24 protein-coding genes are annotated in these 25,650 nt (G+C 52.2%); 10 read left to right on the top strand and 14 right to left on the bottom strand.

The window, feature by feature from the left end:
- Positions 1–21: 21 nt before the first annotated feature.
- The 10 genes from AB8809_RS19930 to AB8809_RS19885 form a co-directional block, all read right to left on the bottom strand.
- Positions 22–1,017, bottom strand: a complete 996-nt coding sequence (locus AB8809_RS19930; RefSeq protein ID WP_349855347.1) for a glutathione S-transferase family protein — start codon at positions 1,015–1,017, stop codon at positions 22–24.
- Between the two features lie 108 nt (positions 1,018–1,125).
- Positions 1,126–1,521 (bottom strand): DoxX family protein, encoded by a 396-nt coding sequence (locus tag AB8809_RS19925; RefSeq protein WP_012773227.1) that lies wholly within the window; start codon positions 1,519–1,521, stop codon positions 1,126–1,128.
- A gap of 273 nt (positions 1,522–1,794) precedes the next feature.
- On the bottom strand, positions 1,795–2,085 hold the full coding sequence (locus AB8809_RS19920; RefSeq protein ID WP_180777433.1) for a YqjK-like family protein: 291 nt from the start codon (positions 2,083–2,085) through the stop codon (positions 1,795–1,797).
- On the bottom strand, positions 2,082–2,477 hold the full coding sequence (locus AB8809_RS19915) for a phage holin family protein (RefSeq protein WP_012773229.1): 396 nt from the start codon (positions 2,475–2,477) through the stop codon (positions 2,082–2,084). Before AB8809_RS19915 ends, AB8809_RS19920 begins: the two co-directional genes overlap by 4 nt.
- A 13-nt stretch (positions 2,478–2,490) precedes the next feature.
- Positions 2,491–2,796: a YqjD family protein gene (locus AB8809_RS19910; protein ID WP_012773230.1), complete on the bottom strand. Its 306-nt coding sequence runs from the start codon at positions 2,794–2,796 to the stop codon at positions 2,491–2,493.
- 176 nt (positions 2,797–2,972) lie between these two features.
- On the bottom strand, positions 2,973–3,362 hold the full coding sequence (locus AB8809_RS19905) for a DUF1090 domain-containing protein (protein ID WP_012773231.1): 390 nt from the start codon (positions 3,360–3,362) through the stop codon (positions 2,973–2,975).
- 5 nt (positions 3,363–3,367) lie between these two features.
- The gene (mzrA, locus tag AB8809_RS19900) at positions 3,368–3,763 is read right to left on the bottom strand and encodes an EnvZ/OmpR regulon moderator MzrA (RefSeq protein ID WP_012773232.1); all 396 of its coding nucleotides are present in this window, start codon (positions 3,761–3,763) and stop codon (positions 3,368–3,370) included.
- Positions 3,764–3,765: 2 nt separating this feature from the next.
- Entirely contained in the window at positions 3,766–4,449 is a 684-nt protein-coding gene (locus tag AB8809_RS19895) for a DedA family protein (RefSeq protein ID WP_012773233.1), read from the bottom strand.
- Between the two features lie 453 nt (positions 4,450–4,902).
- On the bottom strand, positions 4,903–5,679 hold the full coding sequence (gene exuR / locus AB8809_RS19890; RefSeq protein WP_012773234.1) for a transcriptional regulator ExuR: 777 nt from the start codon (positions 5,677–5,679) through the stop codon (positions 4,903–4,905).
- A gap of 206 nt (positions 5,680–5,885) precedes the next feature.
- Entirely contained in the window at positions 5,886–7,187 is a 1,302-nt protein-coding gene (locus AB8809_RS19885) for an MFS transporter (protein ID WP_181829712.1), read from the bottom strand.
- A 416-nt stretch (positions 7,188–7,603) separates the two neighbouring features.
- On the opposite strand from AB8809_RS19885, the gene uxaC reads away from it, so the two are divergent.
- From uxaC to AB8809_RS19865, 4 genes are all read left to right on the top strand, one after another.
- Complete coding sequence (uxaC, locus tag AB8809_RS19880) at positions 7,604–9,013, top strand: glucuronate isomerase (protein ID WP_012773236.1); 1,410 nt, start codon at positions 7,604–7,606, stop codon at positions 9,011–9,013.
- A 206-nt stretch (positions 9,014–9,219) separates the two neighbouring features.
- Positions 9,220–10,686 (top strand): tagaturonate reductase, encoded by a 1,467-nt coding sequence (locus AB8809_RS19875; RefSeq protein ID WP_349855344.1) that lies wholly within the window; start codon positions 9,220–9,222, stop codon positions 10,684–10,686.
- 19 nt (positions 10,687–10,705) lie between these two features.
- The gene (locus tag AB8809_RS19870; protein ID WP_012773238.1) at positions 10,706–12,196 is read left to right on the top strand and encodes a UxaA family hydrolase; all 1,491 of its coding nucleotides are present in this window, start codon (positions 10,706–10,708) and stop codon (positions 12,194–12,196) included.
- 88 nt (positions 12,197–12,284) lie between these two features.
- Positions 12,285–12,815: a YgjV family protein gene (locus AB8809_RS19865; protein ID WP_012773239.1), complete on the top strand. Its 531-nt coding sequence runs from the start codon at positions 12,285–12,287 to the stop codon at positions 12,813–12,815.
- A gap of 84 nt (positions 12,816–12,899) precedes the next feature.
- Here AB8809_RS19865 and sstT read toward each other — a convergent pair whose 3' ends face one another.
- From sstT to AB8809_RS19850, 3 genes are all read right to left on the bottom strand, one after another.
- Positions 12,900–14,147 (bottom strand): serine/threonine transporter SstT, encoded by a 1,248-nt coding sequence (gene sstT / locus AB8809_RS19860; RefSeq protein WP_012773240.1) that lies wholly within the window; start codon positions 14,145–14,147, stop codon positions 12,900–12,902.
- A gap of 286 nt (positions 14,148–14,433) precedes the next feature.
- The gene (locus AB8809_RS19855; protein WP_349855342.1) at positions 14,434–15,387 is read right to left on the bottom strand and encodes a TerC family protein; all 954 of its coding nucleotides are present in this window, start codon (positions 15,385–15,387) and stop codon (positions 14,434–14,436) included.
- Between the two features lie 272 nt (positions 15,388–15,659).
- Positions 15,660–16,658: a Gfo/Idh/MocA family protein gene (locus AB8809_RS19850; RefSeq protein WP_256542367.1), complete on the bottom strand. Its 999-nt coding sequence runs from the start codon at positions 16,656–16,658 to the stop codon at positions 15,660–15,662.
- Positions 16,659–16,819: 161 nt separating this feature from the next.
- Between AB8809_RS19850 and rlmG the strand changes: the two genes are divergently transcribed.
- The gene (gene rlmG, locus AB8809_RS19845) at positions 16,820–17,959 is read left to right on the top strand and encodes a 23S rRNA (guanine(1835)-N(2))-methyltransferase RlmG (RefSeq protein ID WP_012773243.1); all 1,140 of its coding nucleotides are present in this window, start codon (positions 16,820–16,822) and stop codon (positions 17,957–17,959) included.
- Positions 17,960–17,975: 16 nt separating this feature from the next.
- On the opposite strand, the gene AB8809_RS19840 is transcribed toward rlmG, so the two are convergent.
- Positions 17,976–20,030 (bottom strand): NADPH-dependent 2,4-dienoyl-CoA reductase, encoded by a 2,055-nt coding sequence (locus AB8809_RS19840; protein ID WP_349855341.1) that lies wholly within the window; start codon positions 20,028–20,030, stop codon positions 17,976–17,978.
- 215 nt (positions 20,031–20,245) lie between these two features.
- On the opposite strand from AB8809_RS19840, the gene AB8809_RS19835 reads away from it, so the two are divergent.
- The 5 genes from AB8809_RS19835 to AB8809_RS19815 all read left to right on the top strand — a co-directional run bounded on the left by AB8809_RS19835 (position 20,246) and on the right by AB8809_RS19815 (position 25,631).
- Positions 20,246–20,542 (top strand): hypothetical protein, encoded by a 297-nt coding sequence (locus AB8809_RS19835; protein ID WP_012773245.1) that lies wholly within the window; start codon positions 20,246–20,248, stop codon positions 20,540–20,542.
- 251 nt (positions 20,543–20,793) lie between these two features.
- Positions 20,794–21,282: an ATP-independent periplasmic protein-refolding chaperone Spy gene (gene spy / locus AB8809_RS19830; RefSeq protein ID WP_012773246.1), complete on the top strand. Its 489-nt coding sequence runs from the start codon at positions 20,794–20,796 to the stop codon at positions 21,280–21,282.
- Between the two features lie 201 nt (positions 21,283–21,483).
- On the top strand, positions 21,484–22,953 hold the full coding sequence (locus tag AB8809_RS19825) for a GGDEF domain-containing protein (RefSeq protein WP_349855340.1): 1,470 nt from the start codon (positions 21,484–21,486) through the stop codon (positions 22,951–22,953).
- 71 nt (positions 22,954–23,024) lie between these two features.
- On the top strand, positions 23,025–23,384 hold the full coding sequence (locus tag AB8809_RS19820) for a DUF305 domain-containing protein (RefSeq protein WP_349855501.1): 360 nt from the start codon (positions 23,025–23,027) through the stop codon (positions 23,382–23,384).
- A gap of 318 nt (positions 23,385–23,702) precedes the next feature.
- The gene (locus AB8809_RS19815; RefSeq protein ID WP_349855339.1) at positions 23,703–25,631 is read left to right on the top strand and encodes a beta-glucoside-specific PTS transporter subunit IIABC; all 1,929 of its coding nucleotides are present in this window, start codon (positions 23,703–23,705) and stop codon (positions 25,629–25,631) included.
- Positions 25,632–25,650 lie beyond the last annotated feature (19 nt).

The raw sequence follows: 25,650 nt of genomic DNA, 5'->3' as shown, positions 1-25,650 counted from the left end.
TCATCGCTAATCGACAACGCCTTAGTATAAACTGATCACTGTCTTATCACGCTGATGAGGCTGGTTCAGATCTTGCTCTGGGCCCAGCGAAATCACACCATGTGGATTAATCGTGCCGTGGCTACGGTAGTAATGGTGACGAATATGCGCCATATCGACGGTATCGGCGATGCCAGGCATTTGATAAATATCACGCAGAAAGCCGAACAGGTTTGGATAGTCGCTCAGGCGATATTTATCGCATTTAAAATGCGTGTGATAGACCGGATCGAAACGGATCAGCGTCGTCCACAGCCGCAGATCGGCTTCGGTTAACTGCTCACCAGTCAGATAGCGCTGTTTTGCCAATATGGCTTCCAGATCGGATAACGCAGCGAAAACGGTCATTGCGGATTCATCATAAGCTGACTGACTCGTCGCAAAACCGGCTTTGTAAACGCCATTGTTGACCTTGTCGTAAATCCAGCCGTTCAACTCGTCAATCTGAGCGCGTAGCGCTTCCGGGTAATAGTCTCCCGCTGTTGCCCCCACGCCGTCAAAAGCGCTGTTCAGCATACGGATGATATCGGCGGATTCGTTACTGACGATGGTGTGCTGCTCGGTGTCCCACAGGACTGGCACGGTCACCCGACCACTGTAGTCTGGCTTGGCGTGCAGGTAGAGTTGGTAAAGGAATTCGTGCTGATAGAGCGAGTCTCCTGTTGCCCCCTCAAAATCGGTACCGAACGTCCAGCCGTGATCCAGCATGAGCGGATGAACCACCGAAACGGCGATATGATCTTCTAACCCTTTTAACTGTCGCATGAGTAGCGTGCGGTGTGCCCACGGGCAGGCGAGAGAAACATAGAGATGATAACGGCCGGACTGAGCGGGAAAGCCACCTTTGCCGGTGAGGCCAGGGGTGCCATCGGGCGTTACCCAATTGCGAAATACGGATTCTGAACGCTTAAAGTGACCGCCGGTAGATTTGGTTTCATACCAGGTATTGTGCCATACGCCGTCAACCAGTTGTCCCATAAATCCTCCCGTTAGTGAGTTATGATAAAACGACGGCAAGCCTTGTTTGCTTGCCGTCTAATTCATTATTCGACTATTAAGTGTAGTACAGGCCGGAAAAGGCTCGTCTTACCACTTTTTGCCCAGCAGACGATCGATGCTGAATGCGCCTGGACCGGTTACAGCCAGCAGGAGGTAGCCGCCAGCGATGGTCAGGTTTTTCATGAACATCAGTTGGTTCATACCTTCCGCAAAGTTAGAGTGGAAAATCAGTGCGGTCAGCAGTGTAAAGCCCGCCGTGAACAGTGCAACGGTACGCGTCAGCAGACCGAACAGCACCGCCAGACCACCACCCAACTCCAGCAGAATTGTCAGCGGCAGCAGGAAGGTGGGTACGCCCATCGCCTGCATGTATTGTTGTGTGCCTGCATAGGCATCACCCAGCTTACCGTAACCTGCAACGATAAACAGAATTGGCATTAAGATACGTGCAATCAGCAGTGCAGTGCTTTCTAAATTTTTCATCATCTCTCCAATTAATTTTGTCGTGGGCTATGTCGCCCTGTTGTGTTTGTTGTAGCAGGTGTGGTCTGAAAACCTGGCCTGCCATCAGGTTATGGGCAGATAGTATAGAGAGATGATTTGCGCTACCAGCGAGTATAATTGTTCTTTTATTTCAGAAAAATTGATGTTTAGTTAAATGTACGAGAACGCGCTGTAATGGTGTGAGCGCGTTAGAAGAAAATGAGATGAAAGATGCCGTACGGGAAAGGCCGAACGCCGAGGCGATAGGAAAGATTATGAACGTGAGTCAAACGTTTTGCGGACGAGTCTGAATGTTCCCCACAGCCCGACGAGGCGGCGTCCCCAGCGAATCATGCGGCTGGGATGGCGCACGCCATAGAGTGCGACGAGGCTGGAGCCCACGATCCAGTATTTACGCCACTGCATCAGACTTTGCCAGCCGCGATCGTAACGAGCGGTGGTATCCAGCCAGTGTTTCTTACCTGCCGATAAATCCAGCCGCTGCTGTTGTATCCGGCGCAGTAGCTGGGCTTTTTCTCTGTCTCGCTGCTGACGCTGGCTCATTTGGGATCCTCCTCCAGCAACGATCTGTCGGTCGCCAGCTCCTTACGTGTTGCCTTGAGCAAGGTGGAACGACGTACCTTCAGGAGTGTCCAGACGCCACCTATCAGCGCCAGTCCAAGTAATGTGGCTGTGATACACCCCAGAGCAAAGAGACGATACTGGGGATCGATGCCCCAGATGATGAGCGCAATCAGGCTCATAATGCCAAAAGTGGCGAAAATCAGCGTCAGACCGACCATCATCAGCAACTGAATCAGATTGGTTTTTTCTTCCTCTAATTCAATGACTGCGAGTCGGACACGGCTTTCTACCATGCTGACAATAATGGAGATGATGCGCTGAGCAGAAGCCATGACCCCGCTTGCGGGGCCTTGTTGTGATTTATCCGTCATAACGATCCGCTAATTAGCGACGAGACAGCAGGACGCCAAGCACGACACCGACAGCGGCACCAATACCGACACCGGTCCACGGGTTCTGGCGTACATAGTCGTCCGCAGATTCAACTGCTTCTTTCGTGTGGGAAGCGATACGCTCGCCGGTATCGCTCAGACGATTGCGGGTTTCTTTCAGCGCGCTTTCTGCCTTATTGCGCAGCTTGTCGAGTTCTGCTTTAGATTTATCGCTGGAGGTGCTTAATACTTCTTCCAGCGTATCCGCCAGTGATTTCAATTCGGCGCGTAGGTACTCAGAATTTTGATCTTTAGCCATATTAATAACCCTTCATGTTTATAAACCTGAGTGTTAACTATAGCTGAAGCTGAAATTTATGCCGCCCAAAATGAGTACGGACAATTCTGATAACTCACTGTAAATTTTAGTGATTTGTTTTTTGATTATAAAGTGAACAATTGCTGTGTGTTTTATAGGGACAATATAGTGATGGGTTATTGCGATGCGGCACGTTCCGCAGCGCGTAATTCCTGCTCGGCTTCAGCCAGCTTTCTTTCGCGCTTGAGGATTTTCTCGGCGTCATCCCCTTTCTGCCGGCTTTCGTTCAGTTCCTGCTGCCGTTCCGCGACGTCTTTACGTTTTTCTGCAATCGCTTCCTGACGTTTCTCTGCCAGCCCTGCATCCGTACAGTGGGTTTTCACGCCGTCCAGAGCTTTCTCTAATCCATTGATACGGTTCTGATTACCATGTTTACGCGCTTCATCGATTTGGCGCTGAATGTCCTGCGCTTTTTGCTGACAGGTTTCCACCTGATTGGCGGTATTCGCCAGTACGTGGCCGGAAAGCAGGACAGATAATGCAAGAACAGATGAAGATAGTTTCATATTTGTCACCCCAGTTTGGATTGTTTCTGTGTCAGTTTCTGCTGCCAGAACGGTGTCGGGGTTGTCGCTTGTTGCGCGGTAATGGTGACTTTAGGCAGAGACAAACGCAGGACATCTCTGGCAGCAATACTCTGTTCTGGTGAGGCAAGACGGACGATCAGGCTATCTTGCTCTGGTGTAATGCTTTTGATCGCAATCCCTTTTTCATTAAGACGCTGATACACGTAAAAGCCATCTGGCAGCGCGGCGCCATCATAAGGCTTGATATGCAGCATCGCATCATCCTGGGAATGACGCAGCGACTGGGACTGCGTCAATGCGATAATTGGCAGGGCAAGCAATATCAGTATGCGAGCTACTTTTCTGGGGGTGAGTTTTGGGAATAACCAACGGATTGACACGGTTAGCTCCCTTTCTCTGCATTACTGGCTTTCGTGTCGCGTTTTTTGCGCCATAGCACAAAGAGTGAGCCAAACAGCCCGATAAACAGCAGCGCCAGCGGCAGCAACATCAGGCAAAGCATGAGTTCGTCTTCATATTTCAGGAAAACCGTGGTTTTCCCTAAGGCGAAGCCCAGCGTCACCAGAATAAATACCCACAGGAATCCACTCATCCAGTTAAAGAACTGAAAACGTGCGTTATTCAGGCCTGACAGGCCAGCGATGGTAGGTAATAACGTTCTGACAAAAGCCAGGAAACGGCCAACTAAAAGCGCGGATAGGCCATGGCGGTGGAAGAGTTGGTGGGCACGCTGGTGATAGTGTGCGGGTAAATGCGATAGCCAGCCCTGAACCACACTGGTATTGCCAAGCCATCTCCCCTGAATGTAGCTGGCCCAGCAGCCGAGGCTGGCGGCCGTCGTCAGGAGAAATAGGGTAAACGGGTAATTCATTGTGCCTTTGGCGACGAGAACGCCGACCAAAATGAGCAGGCTATCGCCGGGCAGGAAAGCCGCCGGGAGCAGGCCATTTTCCAGAAAGATAATCAGAAACAGCAAAATGTAGATGGTCCATACCAACTTCGGGTCGGCTAAAATATCGAAATCCTGATGCCAGAGTGCGTTTAACAGTTCTTTGATTAATTCCATCCGGTATTCCTAATACTGCTGTTGCATTTTAGCCTTGGCGACAATCACGCTTCTGGACATGATAAGAGCGAATACAGTGCTTTCAGGGCGCAGGATTATTATTTTTTTATGATCTCTGCCTTGTTCCGCCCGATAGTGACGCGGTGTCTGACTTGATGCTGGTTTTTCGCTGCGAACCCGATAAACAGGCGGGTAGGGATTGTTTGGTCTTGGCTGACTTTACATCCAAAGCGGCGGATTAAGCGTAAGAAAGACGCGTTAACTGTAACAAAATAGGTGTTTCTGAGACAGAAAAATATTACGACAACTGAGGCGGTTTAGGGGGATTTTTCGAGGAAGAATTGGGATTTCTGCGATATTTTACACTCGCTGACAGAAATCAACGTTTTCTGACCTTTTCCAGTGCATCCAAAATATTACCCCTCGTTCAAAACAAGGGGCAAAAAAACGCAATTAGGATTTACCCGCGTGTATCTGGTCGAGGTGCACGACCGGGTTTTCGGCGAACATATAGCGATCGACGTTAAACTCGAAATCGTCTGTCGTGGCGCGAAACAGCATCTGCTTGGTGTTTTCCAGATGTTGCCACATCGCCAGCTTGGCGGCGTAAGGATCTTTGCGAATCAGCGCCTTAAGGATGCGGTCGTGCTCTTCGCACCAGCTTTCTATCGACTTGTCGTCAATGTGCTCATGCAGTTTGCGCCAGTAGGGATTGTGGATCCGTTGGCTCCACATTTTTTCGACGATGGTCGCCATCGCGGAATTTTGTGTTGCCAGCGCGACCTGAACGTGGAATTTCAGATCCCACTGAGAGTCACGGAAGCGATCTTCCTGACGTGCATACTCCTGAATTTCCATCAGTTGGATGATGTCCTGACGGGTTACCTGCGTAGCGGCAAATTCAGCAATGTTGCTTTCAATGAGTTGGCGTGCCTGAAGCAGTTCGAACGGACCAGCCGCGACGAATTCAATATCGCCGCTATTAATGAACGGGTTTTTCTGCTGGTTGGAAATGACGTGAATGCCTGAACCCTTGCGTACTTCAACGTACCCTTCGACTTCCAGCATAATAATAGCTTCACGCACTACGGTGCGGCTGACGTTCATTTCTTCAGAAATATAGCGTTCTGCCGGTAATTTTTCGCCGACCTGGTACATACCGCTTTCGATACGCTGTTTTAATTCTGCGGCTAACTGCTGGTATAGCCGTCGGGGTTCAGTGAGTGCCATGATGATGTCTACTCTCGATAGATGACGGTCCATGTGCCACGTCAGGGCCTGAGTGTCTATCTCGTTAATCTTTGAGGGATGATTTGTTATACCACTTAATCATAGCAGCAACCAATGTTGTGGTCACAGTTATTACAATGTGTTACTGGGAGGTGGCTCACCCGGTATCAGATCATACCGGATGAGTCAGGATAATGCAGGGATTATCAGTGCTGGTTGGCTTCTTTCAATGTTTCAGCTGCGGCGGCGACTTCTGAAGCGGGTTGGTTTTTCAACACCGTCCAGATGACGACAGCGCCTAACAGGTCAAACACCGCCAGTGCGGCAAACAGTGGGCTGAAGCCCATCGTATCGGCCAATGCACCGACCACCAGGGCAAACATGGTGCTCGCCATCCAGGCAGCCATACCGGTTAAACCGTTTGCTGTGGCGACTTCATTACGGCCAAATACGTCGGATGACAGGGTAATCAGCGCGCCGGACAGCGACTGGTGCGCGAAACCGCCGACGCACAGCAGCGCGATGGCAACATAAGGGCTGGTGAACAGTCCGATCATACCGGGGCCAATCATTAGAACCGCACCCATGGTGACCACCATCTTGCGGGAAACGATCAGGTTCACTTTGAAATATTTCTGGAACAGCATCGGCAGATAGCCGCCGAGGATACAGCCGATATCGGCGAACAGCATCGGCATCCAGGCGAACATGGCGATTTCTTTCAGATTAAAGCCATAGGCTTTAAACATGAATAGCGGGATCCAGGCGTTGAATGTTCCCCAGGCCGGTTCAGCCAGGAAACGTGGCAGCGCAATACCCCAGAATTGGCGGTTACGCAGGATCTGCCAGGCAGACATTTTCTTCGCATTATTGGTTTGGTGTTGCGCTTCCTGTCCGCTAAGAATGTAGTCACGCTCTTCGTCGCTGAGTTTCTTCTGATCTTTCGGGTGTTTATAGAAAACGAGCCAGCAGATAGCCCAGATCAGGCTCAGTACACCGGTAATGATAAACGCCATTTCCCAACTGTGCGCCACAATAGCCCAAACGACCAGCGGTGGAGCAACCATCGCGCCAATGGATGACCCGACATTGAAATAGCCGACGGCAACAGAACGCTCTTTTGCCGGGAACCATTCGCTACTGGCTTTCAGGCCTGCAGGGATCATCGCTGCTTCCGCCATACCGACCGCGCCGCGGGCGATCGCTAATCCTCCCCAACTGTTGGCCAGCGCGGTCCCCATACAGAAAACTGCCCACAGAATGGCGAACATGGCATAGCCGATTTTGGTACCCAGCAGATCCAGCACATAGCCGGCGATGGGTTGCATAATGGTATAACAAGCTGAATAGGCAGCAACGATGTAAGAATATTGCTGTGTGGTGATGTGCAATTGATCCTGTAGCGTCGGGGCTGCAACAGAAATTGCATTACGCGTCAGGTATCCCAGCACGGTGCCAATGGTCACCAGGCCGATCATATACCAGCGTAATCCTTTGATTTTACGCATTTAACTTTCTCTCCGAGTCAATAAAAAACACAGTGGTGGCTCTTGAGTAGCGTCACGGTGTGAGGTGTCTTGTAATGTGGTACGACACGTTTTGTTGTTGTGCTGAACAGGAAAACCCTTCTCTTTGTGAGATAGCGATTGAATCCCTGCTTAAGGCAGCGCTACAATAATTTGTCATACAACTTTAAAAGTTGAGTGATATCACAAAACCATTATTTTTATGCGGAATAACGAATTGCTCGCTGAAATCGAGAGCAACAAGCGGTTTGAGGCGATAAATGCTGGGTTATTGTACTGCTTGTTACATTTTTGCGATCATGACCTCACAAATACTGTGAGATATCGCGCATAATTGGTGTGATATCTTTTAACGGTCAACTAATTTGGTGCACAAGAAGCACGGTAAGGAAGAAAACATGCCCCAGTTTCTGAGTGAAGATTTTCTGTTAGACAGTGAATTTGCCCGTCGTCTCTACCATGAGTATGCCGTCGACCAGCCGATATTTGACTACCACTGCCATCTGCCGCCTGAGCAGATCGCGGAAAACTATCGCTTCAAAAATTTGTATGACATCTGGTTGAAAGGCGATCACTACAAGTGGCGTGCGATGCGCACCAACGGTGTGCCTGAGCGTTTGTGTACGGGCGATGCCAGCGACTGGGAAAAATTTGAAGCCTGGGCCGCTACCGTGCCGCACACCATCGGCAATCCGCTTTATCACTGGACACATCTGGAACTGCGCCGTCCGTTCGGTGTAACCGGTACGCTGCTGTCACCAAGTACGGCAAAAGATATTTGGGATCGCTGTAATGCCATGTTGGAGCGCGATGACTTTACCGCGCGCGGCATCATGCAGCAGATGAACGTGAAAATGGTGGGTACGACGGACGATCCGATTGACGATCTGCGCCACCATAAAACTGTTGCTCAGGATTCAAGCTTCTCTATCAAAGTGTTGCCGAGCTGGCGCCCGGATAAAGCGTTCAATATTGAACTGGCAACCTTCAACGACTATATGGCGAAGCTGGGTGAAGTTTCTGACACCGACATTCGTCGTTTCAGCGATCTGCAAGCGGCGCTGACCAAACGTCTGGATCACTTCGCGGCGCACGGCTGTAAGGTGTCCGACCACGCGCTGGATGTGGTGATGTTTGCCGAAGCCGATGACGCGACGCTGGACAGCATTCTGGCGCGTCGTCTTTCTGGCGAAACGCTGAGCGAGCACGAAGTCGCGCAGTTCAAGACTGGCGTGCTGGTCTGGCTGGGTGCGGAATATGCGCGTCGCGGCTGGGTTCAGCAGTACCACATTGGTGCACTGCGCAACAATAACCTGCGTCAGTTCAAGCTGCTGGGGCCGGATGTGGGCTTCGACTCCATCAATGACCGTCCGTTGGCTCAGGAACTGTCTCGTCTGCTCAGCAAGCAGAATGAAGAAAATCTGCTGCCAAAAACCATCCTGTACTGCCTGAACCCGCGCGATAACGAAGTGCTTGGCACCATGATCGGCAACTTCCAGGGCGAAGGGATGCCGGGCAAGATGCAGTTCGGTTCCGGTTGGTGGTTCAACGATCAGAAAGACGGCATGCAGCGCCAGATGACCCAGCTCGCGCAGCTTGGGTTGCTGAGTCGCTTTGTCGGCATGCTGACCGATAGCCGCAGCTTCCTGTCTTACACCCGTCATGAATACTTCCGCCGCATTCTGTGCCAGATGATTGGCCGCTGGGTGGAAGATGGCGAAGCGCCAGCAGACCTGCCGTTGCTGGGCGAAATGGTGAAAAACATCAGTTTCGATAACGCTAAAAACTATTTTGCCATCGAGCTGTAATTCCGCCGTTTCGTAAGGTGTGAATTGCACGAGAGACGCGGCAGTCAGCCTCTTAAAGGGACTTCTGCCGCCGCTCTCGGTGTCTCGATCTTTTGTCATCGGCACTTGTGATGGTTCGGTGCGGGTGAATATGAATATAGGGCAAGGATGACGGTGGTCGATCGGTCGTGCCCTGAATGTGAGATTCGTCCTGAGGTAGCCTGTTAATGCAAACGTTAAATCGTCGTAACTTCCCCGGTCGTCAACACCCGGACCGTGTTATTCAGTTTGGTGAAGGCAACTTTCTGCGCGCCTTCGTCGACTGGCAGTTGGATTTGCTGAATGAGCACACCGATCTGGATGCGGGCATTGTCATTGTTCGTCCGATCGATTCCGATTTCCCGCCCGCGCTGGATACCCAGGATGGGTTGTACACCACCATTATCCGTGGTCTGAACGAGCAGGGCGAGGCCGTGCGTGAACCGCGTCTGATCCGCTCGGTAAACCGTGAAATCAACGTGTACCGTCAGTTCGATGAGTATCTGGCGCTGGCGCACGATCCAAATATTCGTTTTGTTTTCTCCAATACCACCGAAGCAGGTATCAGCTATCACGCAGACGACAGCCTGAACGATGCGCCGCCTGTCAGCTTCCCGGCGAAATTAACCCGTCTGCTGTATGAGCGCTTCTGCCATTTTGACGGCGCAGCGGATAAAGGCTGGGTGCTGTTACCGTGCGAGCTGATTGATTACAACGGCGTGGCGCTGAAAGAACTGGTGCTGCGCTATGCCGCACAGTGGAAACTGACGCCAACGTTTACCGCTTGGTTGAACGATCACAACACCTTCTGCTCGACGCTGGTGGACCGTATTGTTACGGGTTATCCACGTGCCGAAGTGGAAGTGTTACAGCAGGAAATGGGCTATCAGGATACCTTTTGGGATACGGCAGAACATTTCTACCTGTTCGTGATTCAGGGGCCACAGTGGCTGGCGGAAGAATTGCGTCTGAACAAACTGGATCTGAACGTTCGTATCGTTGATGACATCAAGCCGTATAAAGAACGTAAAGTGGCGATTCTCAACGGTGCCCATACCGCGCTGGTGCCGGTGGCATTCCTGGCGGGTCTCGATACCGTTGGCGAATCAATGGATGATGCCCTGATTGGCAAATTCGTGGAAAAGACCATTGCTGAAGAGATTGTGCCGGTATTGGATTTACCTCATGACGAACTGACGTCGTTTGCTCAGGCTGTGTTAAGCCGTTTCCGTAACCCCTTCATTCAGCACCAGCTGTTATCTATCTCGCTGAATGGCATGACCAAATTCCGCACTCGCATCCTGCCGCAGTTACTGACCTACCGTGAACGCCACGGTGAATTGCCTGCGCGTCTGACGTTTGCGCTGGCGGCCTTGATTGCATTCTATCGCGGCGAGCGCAGCGGTGAAGGCGATACGCTGCAAACCTATCCGTTGCAGGACGATGCGCACTGGCTGGAGCGTTATTCCACGCTGTGGGCCGGCGTAAAAGAGAACACCGTCAGCCTGGCTGAACTGGTGAATGTAGTACTGCGCGATGCCGATCACTGGGAACAGGATTTAACACAGGTTCCTGGCCTGGCGGCGCAGGTGACTGAACAGTTGCAAACCATCGTTGAGCGCGGCATGCGCGCAGCTGTGGAAGGTTATTGCTAATCAGCAAGAAGGGTTATCCATGCAAAGTATTATAAAAATTCATTCTCTGGACAATGTGGCTGTCGCCCTGCGTGATGTTGAGCAAGGCGAAACGGTGTCGGTGGATAGCCATACAGTGACACTTCAGCAACCTGTCGTGCGCGGACATAAGTTCGCGCTGGAAACCATCGCACCGGGAGAAATGATTACCAAGTATGGCCTGCCTATCGGCCATGCATTGGTGTCTATTGCTCCTGGAGAACATATTCACTCCCAGAACGCGAAAACCAACCTGAGCGATCTGGATGAATATCAGTACCAGCCTGAGTTTATCGACCTGCCGCCACAAATGGGCGACCGGGACGTACAGCTCTATCGTCGTAAAAATGGCGATGTCGGTATCCGTAATGAACTGTGGATTCTGCCAACCGTCGGTTGCGTGAACGGGATTGCTCGCCAGATCCAGCAGCGTTTCCTGAAAGAAACCAATGACGCGGAAGGTATCGACGGCGTTTATCTGTTTAGTCATACCTTCGGCTGTTCACAGCTCGGTCAGGATCACGAAAACACCCGTACGATGCTGCAAAACATGGTGCGTCACCCGAATGCAGGGGCGGTGCTGGTGATCGGTCTGGGGTGTGAGAATAATCAGGTTGATGCATTCCGCACGACGCTGGGCGGTTTTGATTCCGATCGCGTAACGTTCATGGTGTGCCAGCAGCAGGACGATGAAGTCGAAGCCGGTCTGGAACGTCTGCATACGCTGTATGAGGCGATGCGCCATGACAAACGCGAGCCGGGCAAGCTAAGCGAGCTGAAGTTTGGCCTGGAATGCGGTGGCTCTGATGGGCTGTCCGGTATTACTGCCAACCCGCTGTTAGGCCGTTTCTCCGACTATCTGATCGCCAACGGCGGCACGACTGTGCTGACCGAAGTACCGGAAATGTTCGGTGCGGAGCGTATTCTGATGAGCCGCTGCCGTGACGAAGCCACGTTTGAGAAAACCGTCCACATGGTGAACGATTTCAAACAGTACTTCATCGCGCACGACCAGCCGATTTACGAGAACCCATCGCCGGGTAACAAGGCGGGTGGGATCACTACGCTGGAAGAGAAATCACTGGGCTGTACGCAAAAAGCCGGACAGAGCAAAGTGGTGGACGTACTGAAATATGGTGAGCGCTTACATACTCCGGGGCTCAACCTACTCAGTGCGCCGGGGAATGATGCTGTCGCAACCAGCGCGCTGGCGGGTGCGGGTTGCCATATGGTGTTGTTCAGTACCGGACGCGGCACGCCTTACGGCGGATTCGTGCCTACCGTAAAACTGGCGACCAACAGCGAATTGGCGAAGAAAAAACCGCACTGGATTGATTTCGATGCGGGGCGTCTGATCCACGACATGCCGATGGACGAACTGCTGAGCCAGTTTGTCGAGCTGATTGTCGAGATTGCTGACGGCAAGCGTACGAAGAATGAAGTGAACGACTTCCGTGAATTAGCCATATTTAAGAGCGGCGTGACGTTGTAAATATTATTCATTCCAATTAAAATAAAACGGCGTTTCATTTTTATAATGGCGCCGTTTTTTTTCGTAGCAACTTTTAGAGGCAGGGATCATGACACAGTATTGGATTGCCCAGTCTGTTGGTGTACTGGCATTTCTGGTCGGTATCACCATGTTTTTCAACCGTAACGATCAAAAATTCAAAATACAGCTATCGGCATACAGCGCCGTCATTGGTCTGCATTTTTTCCTGATGGGGGCAAATGCGGCAGGTGCCAGTGCATTGTTGAACTCGGCACGAACGCTAATCTCACTGAAAACACACAACATCCTCGTGATGTTTGTCTTTATCTCACTGACGCTGCTCTTTGGTTTATCGGGTATGCACCATGCGATGGAGCTGCTACCGATAGCGGGCACAGTTGCCAGTACCTGGGCGCTGTTCCGCACGTCTGGGTTGACGACGCGCTGCGTGATGTGGTGTTCAACAGCTTGCTGGGTGGTACACAATATCTGGTTGGGATCGATTGGTGGATCGCTGATCGAAGGCAGTTTCCTAGTGATGAACGGCTTTAACATCATCCGCTTCTGGCGTATGCAGCAGCGCGGCATCGATCCTTTTAGCGTGGAGAAGAAGGCGTAATTCGGGCAATTCTCATCATATTAACGCCGTTCGTTTTAAGGCGAACGGCGTGAGAGAAAGAGGGAGCATTAATCCCCTAATTGCTTACAGCAGATTCAGGCGCTCTTTTTCCGCCAGCTTAGCATCTTCTGCCTGACACACAGCGGCAGTGAAAATAACGTCTGTTGATGAGTTTAATGCCGTTTCTGCGGAGTCCTGTAAGACGCCGATGATGAAGCCAACAGCAACAACCTGCATGGCGATATCGTTGGAAATACCGAACATGCTGCACGCCAGCGGGATCAGCAGTAGCGAACCGCCTGCCACACCGGATGCGCCACAGGCACAGATAGATGCCACCACGCTCAGTAATAATGCGGTAGCGATATCAACTTCAATCCCTAGTGTATGAACGGCTGCCAGCGCCAGTACCGTAATGGTAATCGCGGCACCGGCCATATTGATGGTGGCTCCCAGCGGAATGGCGACGGAATAGCTATCTTCATTCAGGTTCAGTTTGCGGCATAGTTCCATATTCACCGGAATGTTGGCGGCAGAGCTGCGGGTAAAGAAGGCTGTCACGCCGCTCTCACGCAAGCAGCGCAGCACCAGCGGATAAGGGTTGCTGCGAATCTTCCAGTAGACGATTAGCGGGTTGATCACCAGCGCAACCAGCAACATACCGCCGATCAACACCATCAGCAGGTGGGCGTAGCCCCACAATGCGCCGAAGCCGGTTTCCGCCAATGTTGAGGCGACCAGACCAAAGATCCCCAGCGGTGCGAAGCGGATCACGACACGCACGATAGCCGTTACTGCATGAGATGCATCGCTGATCAGATTCTTTGTGGAAGCTGACCCGTGGCGGAAAGCTAACCCCAGACCTACAGCCCAGACCAGAATACCGATGTAGTTGGCATTGAGCAGAGCATGAATCGGGTTAGCGACAACACTCATCAACAGGCCTTTTAATACTTCGACGATACCTGATGGTGGCGTGATGTCGGCGGCCTGCGCGTTGAGCGCCAGCGTGGAAGGGAAGAGGACGCTAAGTACGACGGCAATCAGCGCCGCAGAAAAGGTGCCGATGAGGTAGAGGAACAGGATCGGGCGGATATTGGTTTTTTGCCCTTGCTGATGATTGGCAACCGATGCCATCACCAGCATCAAAACCAGAATGGGGGCGACGGCTTTCAATGCGCCGACGAACAGCGTTCCCAATAAACCGGCAGCCAGCGCGGCCTGTGTGGACAGCGAGGCCAGAATAATCCCGGCGGCGAGCCCCAGAAGAATCTGTTTAACCAGGCTGCCGTGCGTAATGTACTGCAAAAAACGAGAGTGTTGAGTTTCCATAATTTTGACGGGATAACCGTTCCGCTAAGTGGTTGTCTATACGGATCTGGCACCTCTGACATGTGTCGGGTGACTTTTTATTTCCGTAACGAAATGTGTTTGCACATGTCAGTATATGAAAATTTATTTTTGAGAAAAGCAATGATGTGGTTTTTTATGACGGACATCCGTGTCCGTCACCCTACGGGCCGTTGCGCATGGGGACGAACGGATTGAAAGTAGAAACGCTATCAATGAGGGATGCCTTCTCCGCACGGCGGGAACCGTGCGGAGAGAAGAGGAAGCATTAATGCTCGGCGCGTTTGTTTACCCAGACGTTGATCAGCATGGTGATGATCAGAATACTGGCAACGACGCCCAGAGAAATGGCCACCGGAATATGGAAAATGTCGATGAGCATCATCTTAGTACCAATAAAGATCAGGATGACGGCCAAACCATATTTCAACAGCGAGAAGCGTTCAGCTACGCCAGCCAGCAGGAAGTACATCGCACGCAGTCCCAGAATGGCGAACAGGTTCGACGTCAGCACGATAAAGGGATCGGTTGTGACGGCAAAAATAGCCGGGATACTGTCTACGGCGAAAATCACGTCGCTGATTTCAACCATAATCAGCACCAGAAACAGCGGCGTGGCATACAAGATGCCGTTACGACGGACGAAGAACTTTTCGTTCTCAATGCTATCCGTCATGCGCAAACGGCTACGCAGCCAGCGTACCAGCGGTTTGTCGCCGATCGCCCCGTCATCTTCTTTCGCCAGCGCCATTTTAAGGCCGGTGAACAGCAGGAACGCACCGAACACGTAGAGCAGCCACTGGAATTGCGTGACCAGCCAACTGCCGCCAAACACCATCAGCGTTCTAAGGACGATAGCGCCTAACACGCCGTAGATCAGCACGCGGCGTTGGTATTGCGGGGGAACGGCGAAGTAGCCGAAGAGCATCAGCCAGACGAAGACGTTATCGACGGCAAGCGCTTTCTCGATCAAATAACCGGTCAGGAAGGCCAGCGACTGGGCGTTGGCTACTTCGCGGCCCATGGTGCCGTCCAGATACCACCAGAAACCGGCGTTGAACAGCAGCGAGAGCGTAACCCAGATGATAGACCAGACGGCAGCCTGTTTGAACGTCATTACCGTCGACCCTTTGCGCCCTTGATAGAGCAGGTCGATGGCCAGCATCACTATAACAATGGCAGCGAAGCTGCCCCATAACCACGGCGTGCCGATGGAGTGCATAGCAAGATCCTTAAATAGAAACAAAAACGGCCAACATCGGAAGGACGCTGGCCGCTTGTTATTAAAGCTGCAAATGGACCTCGCCTTCCGGCAAGGTCTCACTTACAACGTTAATGAAGCTGTTTCATTAAGAATCACGCTTTTCATCAAAGTTGCCCAGTAACCGGATGCGGAACGCATCGTAATGACGATTAGCTGGCGGAAAAGTTACTCCCCTTTGCCTGACAGAAGATAGGTGAAAAGATGATCCTGGTCAAATAATTATCGCTGCCTTACTCCGCGTTTCCCGGCGTGGCGGCATCGGCAGGAAACACGACGCCGGTTTGGCGGCGAATTTCTGTCAGCAGCCCCGCGACGGTGCGCGATCGTGCCAGTTCTGCATGGTTGATGGCGCTATCGCTTACCAGCGTGGCAAAGACTTCGGCTTCGTACAGCATGCTGTTGATATGCTGCGGTTGGCTGAGATCCAACTGCTTGCCTTCACGCGGAATGAATTTCACGTTATGGCATTCGGAGACTTTTTCAATCACCAGCGAACCGTCTTCCCCCTGAATTTCACTGGGTATCGTGGAGTGGCTGACTTTGGAATGGTTAATGGTCACATCAAAATCGCCGTAATTCAGGATGACGCTGCCATGTGCATCTACGCCGCTTTCTAATAGCGTCGCGCTGGCCTGCGTGGTGCACGGTTCTCCCCACAGCGCCACGGCGAAGGCTAAGCAGTAGTAGCCGATATCCATGATAGAACCGTTGGAGAACGCCGGATTGAACGTATTCGGGTTCTCGCCCGCCAGATAGCGCGGGTAGCGTGAGGAATACTGGCAGTAATTCAGCACCACTTTACGCAGCCGGCCGACTTTTGGCAGCGCCTGCTGGATCACGCTAAAATTGGGCAGGCTGGCGGTTTTGAACGCTTCAAAGAGCACGACCTGATTTTCTCTGGCACAGGCGATCATCTGTTCGACTTCATAGCGGTTGGAAGCCAGCGGTTTTTCACAGATGACATGCTTGCCGTGGCTCAGGAAGAGCAGAGCCTGTTCGCAATGCAGTGAGTTAGGGCTTGCCAGATACACGGCGTCGATAAGATCGGATTTCGCCATGGCGTCCAGTGAATCAAAGCGCGTATCCACCATGTAATCGGCCTGAAACGGCTGCGCTTTTTCTGCCGTGCGCGAATAGATGGCGGTGAGCTTCAGCTTGCCGGTTTCGTGGGCGGCATCAACAAACTGACGGGTGATCCAACTGGTTCCTACAATAGCGAAGCGAATCATAAGCGTTTGGTATCCTGAAGGGATTGGTGATGTCTATGCAGATTATCACGGTCAAATGACAAGGCAACGTCAATCATTTCCCGTTCCGGCAGAGAAAAGCATTTACTGACGGGCTATTTTAAGGGATAAACAGCGCAAATTTTATGATGTAGGAGAGGCTAATGAGCCAACTCGAATTGGAAACGTGCAACCTGACGTTGGTGCGTTACCCTCAGGTCGCCGAAAACTCGGCGCTACAGGCGTGGGATGCCGCAGATGAATACCTGCTGCGTGAGCTGTCCACGATGGAAATCGCGCCGGGGCCGCGTCTGATTTTCAATGATACGTTTGGTGCGCTGGCCTGTGGTTTGCAGGCGCAATCGCCCGTCAGTATCAGCGACTCTTATCTCAGCCAACTGGCAACGCGGCACAATCTGGAACTGAATGGCTATGATGCCAATGCGGTAACACTGCTAGATAGCATGGCGGATCTACCCGAAGCGCCTGCGCTGGTGGTGATTAAAATACCGAAAACGATCGCGCTGCTGGAACACCAGTTGAGAATGTTGCGTAAGGTCGTTACGCCGCAAACGCGTATCATCGCCGGCGCGAAAGCGCGCGATATTCATACCTCTACGCTGCAATTGTTTGAGCGCGTGATGGGCCCGACGAAAACCTCGCTGGCCTGGAAAAAGGCGCGTCTGGTTCACTGCGAGTGGGCGGAGCTAAAAGTCAGTGAGCAGTCACTTACTACCGAGTGGGAGCTGGATGGCTACGGCTATCGTATTCAAAACCACGCTAACGTGTATTCGCGTAATGGGTTGGACATCGGCGCACGTTTCTTTATGCAGCATTTGCCGGAACAGATAGACGGTAAGATCATTGATCTCGGCTGTGGCAACGGCGTCATTGGTCTGGCAGCGCTGAAAGCTAACCCCGAGGCCACCGTTGGCTTCTTTGATGAGTCCTATATGGCGGTGGCGTCGAGTCAGGTGAACGTTGAGGTCAACTGCCCACAGGATGTCGAGCGCTGTAGCTTCGTAGTGAACCACGGATTGGCTCGCGTTAAGCGTGATACGTTGCAAGCCGTATTGTGCAACCCGCCATTCCACCAACAACAAGCTGTGACGGATGAAATCGCCTGGCAGATGTTTATGGATGCCCGTCGCTGCCTTCAGGTTGGCGGAGAACTGCGCATTGTCGGGAATCGCCATCTGGATTATTTCCACAAGCTGAAGCGTCTGTTCGGCAACTGTGAAACCGTCGCCAGCAACACGAAGTTCGTCATACTGCGTGCGGTGAAAACGGGGTCGTCCCGCTAAACCCACGTTGCCTACATTATAGTGTTAACGCCAGCCGGGTAGCCTGATCGATCGCCCGGCGTGCGTCTAATTCCTGTGCCATATCAGCCCCGCCAATCAGATGAACGTGACATCCGGCTGCCAATAAGGGGTCGTACAGTTTGCGATTGGGTTCCTGACCGGCGCAGATAATGATGTTATCCACCGGCAGACAGCGCATTTGCTGGTCGTGGATAATGTGCAGCCCCTCATCATCAATGTGGTGATATTCCACGCCGCCCAGCAGCGTGACGCCGTGACGCAGCAGCGTGGTACGGTGTATCCAACCTGTGGTTTTCCCGAGATTTTCACCCGGTTTGCCGGTCTTCCGCTGTAATAACGTAATGTCCCGTGGGTGGGGAAGCTCGTCAGATTGATGAGGCAGAAGGCCGCCCCGGTGCTGTAGCTGCGTATCAATGCCCCATTCCGCATAAAAGTCGCCGTACCCTGCCTGAGAAGGGTGGGGGTTTAGGCGATGATTCCCGTCAGGAACGATCTTTTTATTCAGAAGATAGTGCGCGGTATCAAAACCGATACCGCCTGCGCCGATAATGGCGACCCGCTTGCCGACGGGTTTTTTGTCGCGCAGCACGTCCAGATAGCTCAGCACGCTAGGATGATCGATACCTGCAATCTCGGGAGTCCGTGGCACGATGCCGCAGGCCAGAATCACGTCATCAAAACCGAGTAAATCGGTGGGGGTCGCCTGCGTGCTCAGGCGTAGCGTGACGCCGAGCAGTTCTAGCTGTCGACGATAGTAGCGCAGCGTTTCATAAAATTCGGCTTTGCCGGGAATCTGTTTGGCAATATTGAACTGGCCGCCGATATAAGAAGAGGATTCAAACAGCGTAACCTGATGGCCGCGTGCAGCGGCGTTAACGGCAAAGGCCATACCGGCAGGCCCGGCACCGACCACCGCAAAGCGTTTGCCAACTCTGGCGGGGTGGATAGGCAGCTCGGTTTCGTGGCAGGCGCGCGGGTTGACCAGACAGGACGTGACCTTGCCTGCAAAAATTTGATCGAGGCAGGCCTGATTACAGCCGATGCAGGTATTGATTTCATCGCTGCGCCCCGACTGCGCTTTTGCCACCAGCTCGGCATCGGCGAGAAAAGGGCGTGCCATCGATACCATGTCGGCACAGCCTTCGGCCAGCAGCTTTTCCGCCACGTCGGGATCGTTGATGCGGTTGGTGGTAATCAGCGGGATGCGAACTTTCCCCATCAGCTTCTGCGTGACCCAGCCGAATGCGCCGCGTGGCACCAGCGTGGCGATAGTTGGAATACGCGCTTCATGCCAGCCGATACCGGTATTAATGAGGGTGGCACCAGCCTGTTCAATCGCCTGCGCCAGCTGCACAATTTCTTGCCAGCTTGAGCCTTCTTCTATCAGATCGAGCATCGATAAACGGTAAATCAGGATGAAGTCCGGCCCTGTTCGCTCCCGCACGGCGCGAACAATCTCAAGCGCGAAGCGGCAGCGGCGTTGAAAATCACCGCCCCATTCGTCATCACGATGGTTGGTATGCGTGACCAGAAACTGATTAATCAGGTAGCCTTCCGACCCCATAATTTCCACGCCATCGTAGCCCGCCTGCTGCGCCAGCGCGGCGCAACGGGCAAAGTCATCGATGGTTTTTACAATATCCTGCGTACTCATTTCCCGTGGCGCAAAGCGGTTAATCGGTGCCTGAATCGCCGATGGCGCGACCGGATCGGGCTGATAGCTGTAGCGTCCGGCGTGGAGAATTTGCAGCGCGATTTTCCCGCCCGCGTCGTGTACCGCCTGTGTCAGAATCTGGTGATGCGCGAGCTGCGCTTCGTCATGCAGGGTCGCTCCGCCTTTGGCAACGGCACCTTTGGCGTTTGGCGCAATGCCGCCAGTGACAATCAGGCCAACGCCGCCCTGCGCCCGCTCGCGGTAAAATGCCGCCAGCCTTTCGGTGCCGTCCGGATGTTCTTCCAGCCCGGTATGCATGGATCCCATCACCACGCGGTTCTTTAACGTCGTGAAGCCAAGATCGAGCGGGGAAAGCAGCGTAGGGTAGGCAGTCATTGCACTCTCCGGTGAAGTTAACTGGTCTGATGAGTTCTTGTGTCCAATCTAGCTGTAATTGAGTGAGTTGTGAAATTTATGTGTATTTATTGTGATTGATGTCATTGCGAATATTGGGGGAAAGCCGAAGCAGGCAAGGGATCGTGCGCCGGAGTGTTTGTTGTCGGGGGCGTGTGACATTATAATCCGCGGGTTTATCGGGCAAAGGTATCGTTATGCGGGTGGAAGAGTTGGAATATCGTCTGGATAGCGCACTGCGTGCGTTAGAACAAAGCGTGCAGCGTCAGCAGCAGACGTGGCGGCAGGAACATCAGTCCCTCCAGCAGCAGTTGCTTCAGGCGAAAGAGCGTGATGCTTACCTTTGTACGCAGATTGAGCGGCTCTCTGCGCAGTTGAGTTCGATGGACAGTTCGCCTGAGCGAAATCCGCTGATTCAGAAAATGAAGGTCATTCATGCCCATCTTGATGCATTGGCACAAGAAGCCAGTGCCTTTAGACGTTCACTGCGGTAACCACCCACCAGCATTTTTTTAGCTATTGTGTTGCCTGTTAATACCAGAGTCGGTTAACACAAAATTCGGTTAACGCAATACTGCGGCTTCCTTACACAATTCCTCCTCATTCTCCATAATTGACGCAAATGTGGAGCCGACACTTGCAGAGATTTACCCTTACTCTAATTAACTGAAGGTGTCGGGCCTATACTTTCCCTCGTAGCACGGCACCCGCCGTCGATAAGTCAATTCAGAGAGAGGAATGAAATATGCGTAAACTCACTGCAATGCTGGTTGCTTCTTCTTTGGCATTGGGCGCGGCAGGTATCGCGCATGCTAATGAAGCATCGAAAGGTCCTGGCCCGGAACACAAGATGATGATGAAAGAGGGTCGGGAGCATCGTGGCATGATGGGGCCGGATGCGATGTTTAAGGAGCTGAATTTGACAGAAGCGCAGAAGCAGCAAGTCAAAGACATCATGAAAGAGTCCCGCGAGAAAATGCACAAAGCGATGCAGGATGACCGTCGTGAAATGCATAGCCTGATCGCATCAGATACCTTTGATACCGCAAAAGCACAGGCGCAGTTGGATAAAGCCGACGCGGAGCACAAGGCCAGAATGCTTAACGGGCTGGAAACCAAGAACAAAATTTACAATGTTCTGACGCCAGAACAGAAGAAACAGTACAACGACAACTTTGAAAAACGACTGACTCAACCGCCAAGACCGGATGGTAAGCCTGTCCCTGCGGAATAACGTGTACGCACGAGAGCCCGCTGTACGATAAGTCACTAAGACCACCGGATCGACGTATTACCTGATGGGTAATGCCTCGGTCCGGTGGTTTTTTTATTTATTTTTCCCGCAACCATCGTGCTGTGAGTCGGTAAATGATTAATGCTATCCTCACGCGGAGAAAGCAGGTGGAACCATCGGACAGCAGGCGGTAAAGGACAAATGAATAACGATTTGACGTTGAAAACTATAAAATTCATGCCGTTTCTGTTCTTGACCACTTTCATCGTGAGCTGTCTGGGATTTCGGTTTCGGGTACTGGATGAGCTGTCGCTGTTTTGGCCCGCCAATATTCTGGTTTTTTGTCTCATGATTAGTTTCAGAGCCAGAAACGGGACGATAAAAGGTAAAACACTGTCTATCGGTATCGGTTTTTTAGTGAGTTATGTGGCGATGCTATCGGCGGCGCTGTGGATGGACAATAACTCACCGTTAAAAACCAAAGTGCTGTTATGTTTGTGCAATATGGTCTTTGTGGTAACGGCCTGGTGCGCCTTTTGCCTGATGTGTCGGTTTACCGGTAAGTGGTCGACATTTGAAAAATTCAGCAAATATTACGTCTATATTATTTTCGCTTCGACGTTTGTCGGTGCGTTCTCATCCGGCGTGGCGTATGGGGTTTATGCGTATGTCTACGATACGGGGAACCGCTATGCCGAGTTTATGGACTGGTTCAGTGAACAACTGGGAACCGGTATTATTCTCGCGTTCTTTTTCCTGCGCGGTAAAGATATCCTGCGGGCGCTGCGGAATATTCCTCTTTGTCCTAAGCACATCAGAGAGAATATTTTTCCCTTTCTGGTCTTCATCATTTTCTTATTGGTGAGCCTGTTTTTTCAGGACGCGAGCCTGATTACGCTGTCTGTTATTCCGCTCACGCTGTGTGCATTCAATTACTCTTTCCCGATCATGTCGTTGCTCTGTGCGATTACGGGCGTAATACTGAATTATCTCTATATTAATCAAGTCGGTATACTCATCAATTCAAACTCTGAGGCGTACATTAATTCGTTTCTCACGACCGCACGACTGAACATCGCGATGTTAATTATGGCGATGTTAAGCGTCTCTCATTTTGTTTCGATGAACCGACGACTGATTAAAATCATCGAAAGCAACAGCCTGAAGGATGCACTCACGAATACCTTCAATCGTCGCGCTTTCCTTAGCATGTTGAATGGGAGGCAGGGCTTGCTAATGAATAAGAGAAAGCGTCAGCTAACGCTGTTATTTCTGGATATTGATTATTTTAAGCAGGTCAACGATACCTACGGTCATGCCAGCGGGGATGAATTGATCGCCAGTTTTGCCCGTATGCTGAGCGCGAATATTCGGCCGAGCGACATTCTTTGCCGCTGGGGTGGGGAGGAATTCGTTATTGCGGCTTATGATCTGACGGCTGAACAATCCGCAGCGATGGCTGAAACCCTACGGCATCTGACGGAATCCACGCCGCTTGTGCTGTCCGATGGTCGGGAAATCCGTTTTACGACCAGCATCGGCGTGGTCACGTTTCCCCAGTATGAAGGCGGCAACACTTACGATTTGATCGGGCTGGCAGATGAGCAGCTCTACAAAGCGAAAGCGCAGGGGCGTAATCGTGTGTGTCTGCGTTTGGTCGAAGATATCTGAATCCTCTCTTGACCTTCCCCTTACTGGAACGTCTACCCTCAAAAAGTCCTGTGACTGATTGAGAGGTTGTGATGAAGAAAGTCCATTTGTTATTAACGGCGGCCTTGCTGGTTCCGTTTCTCTCGTTTGCCGCTGACAGCGCGCATAGCGGCCATGGTTCAGCGAGCGAAGCGTCATCCCAACAGGCGTATATGAAAGGGATGGATGCAATGCATACCGAGATGATGGAAGGGTTACAGTCCAGCGACCCTGATATTGCCTTTGCCAAAGGGATGATTGCGCATCACCGCGGCGCGATTGATATGGCGAAGACGGAATTGCAATACGGTAAAGACCCGGAATTGCGCAAGCTGGCAGAAGAGATTATTAAAGCTCAGCAGCCGGAGATCGACCAAATGGAAGCCTGGCTGAAGAAGCAAGGCAAGCAGTAACATTGCCGATGGCGCTTCTTCTGAGAAGCGCTATTTCGTTTTTACGGTACTGTAGGCTGGGTGACTTCGCCTGATGGGTAGAAATTTAGTGACTGTTTTCACAGAATAAAACGTAGAGATAGCTTTCTCCGCGTGAACTTGTTAGAAAACAGCAAAGGACGTCACCAGAAGTTTCTGGGCGAGACCTGGATAAAGCAGCGTATACCGCACGCTGCTTTATCCAGGTTTTTTTTTGCTTATTTTCCAGCTGGCCAGCGGACAACAAGCGGGATGACGTGTATTAGGCAGTTGCAGCCATTGACGAAACGGGAAGTCATTATGAATAGCAAAGTGCTCGCTGAAAATATTCTGAGGTTGGTCGGAGGGGAAACGAACGTTTCGACTCTGGTGCATTGTGCAACACGCTTGCGCTTTAAGATTGTTGATCACGGTAAAGTGGATGTGGCTGCGCTTGAGGCGTTGGAAGGCGTCATTACGGTCATCAATGCTTCAGGGCAATTGCAGGTGGTGATCGGGAACCGAGTGCCGGAGGTGTATCGCGCTTTTGGTTCGATCTCCAAGCTGCTGGAGGACGGCGACGGGAAACGCCAGACTGCGGAAAGTGAGCAATCGACCTCTGCCATGGGACGATTGATCGATCTGGTTGCCGGGATCTTTACCCCCTTGTTGGGCGCGATGGCGGCAGCGGGGGTGCTGAAAGGGGCGCTGGCTATTGTCCTGGCGCTCGGGTGGCTGAATACCAAAGAAAGTACCTATGTCATCCTGCATGCGGCGTCCGACAGCCTGTTCTATTTTTTGCCGATGCTGTTGGCGATTACCGCTGCGCGTAAATTTGAAACCAATATTTTTGTGGCGGTGTCGATTGCCGGTGCGCTGGTTTACCCGACGATTCAGGGTTTATTTGATGCCGGGCAGCCTGTGACGTTCTTCGGCCTGCCTGTGGTGATGATGAAATACACTGCCTCGGTGATCCCGATTATCTTCAGCGTGTGGCTGATGTCGTATATCGAGCGTTTCCTGAATCGCCATATTCACGAAAGCGTGCGTAATATCCTGACGCCGTTTTTCCTGCTGCTACTGATGGTGCCGCTAACGCTGATGACCATCGGGCCGATTGGGATTTCGGCCAGTAAGCTCATTGCGTCGGTATTCGTCAGTATCTATGAATTCAACCCGATTATTGCGGGCGCGCTGATGGCGGCGTCATGGCAGGTCTTAGTGATATTTGGCGTTCACTGGGGCTTTGTGACCGTGTTCATCAACGATCTCTCCGTCATGGGGCACAGCTACCTTAAAGCCGCCTCCAGCCCGTCGGTCTTTGCCCAGTCTGGCGCACTGCTGGGCGTGATGGTGCGTACCAAAGATAAAAAGCTCAAAGCGTTGGCAGGCAGTACCTTTATCGCGTCGCTGTTTGGCATCACGGAACCCGGTGTTTATGGGGTTACGCTGAAGCTGAAGAAACCGTTTATCTGCGCGGTGATCGCTGCTGCCATCGGGGGCGCTATCGTCGGCTATGCGAAAAGCTCGGCGGTTTCTATGGGGATGCCTGGGTTACTGACGCTGCCGATCTTCTACGGAGAAGGCTTTGTCGGGTTCCTCATCGGCTGTGCTGTCGCCTTCGCCGCGAGTTTTGTACTGACGGTTATTGTGGGATTTGACGATCCAACGCCGCCGGTTGAGAACACGTCAGCGCCCACACATTCATCATCAACTTCTGCGACACCCGCTGCGCCAGTATCACGCCAGCCAGCCAATGCTGTGCCACCTGCCCAACCGCTAAAAGACGCGCCAGCGACGGCGGAACAGCTGGGATCGCCGGTAAAAGGCGAACTGATCTTGCTGGAAGACGTGGACGATAAGGTGTTCTCTTCCGGCGTGGTGGGGCAGGGCGTTGCTATTCTGCCGGAAGAAGGGCGCATCTATTCACCGGTGGACGGCGTGATTGCCAGAACGTTCAGCAGCGGCCATGCCGTCGGCATTCTTTCGCAGAACGGTGCGGAAATTCTGATTCATGTCGGGATCAATACGGTGCAGTTGGAAGGCCAGCATTATCAGATGCATGTTGCAGAAGGTGACAAGGTGCAAAAAGGCCAGTTGCTGCTGGAGTTCGATCTGGAAGCAATCAAGCAGGCAGGCTACGACACGGTGACGCCGATGGTGGTGACGAATGCGGATGAGTACCACTTATTCAGTCCGGGCTCCGCTCGTCAGTTGAGGGTCGGCGATACGATTATCGCGCTGGCGTAACCCGTGATGCGCGGGTTTT

Origin of the sequence: Pectobacterium aroidearum, from assembly GCF_041228105.1 — a bacterium.
In the GTDB taxonomy this organism is placed as follows: Bacteria; Pseudomonadota; Gammaproteobacteria; order Enterobacterales; family Enterobacteriaceae; genus Pectobacterium; species Pectobacterium aroidearum.
Note: the sequence above shows the minus strand (reverse complement) of the source record. Positions and strands in the feature narration are given on the sequence as shown.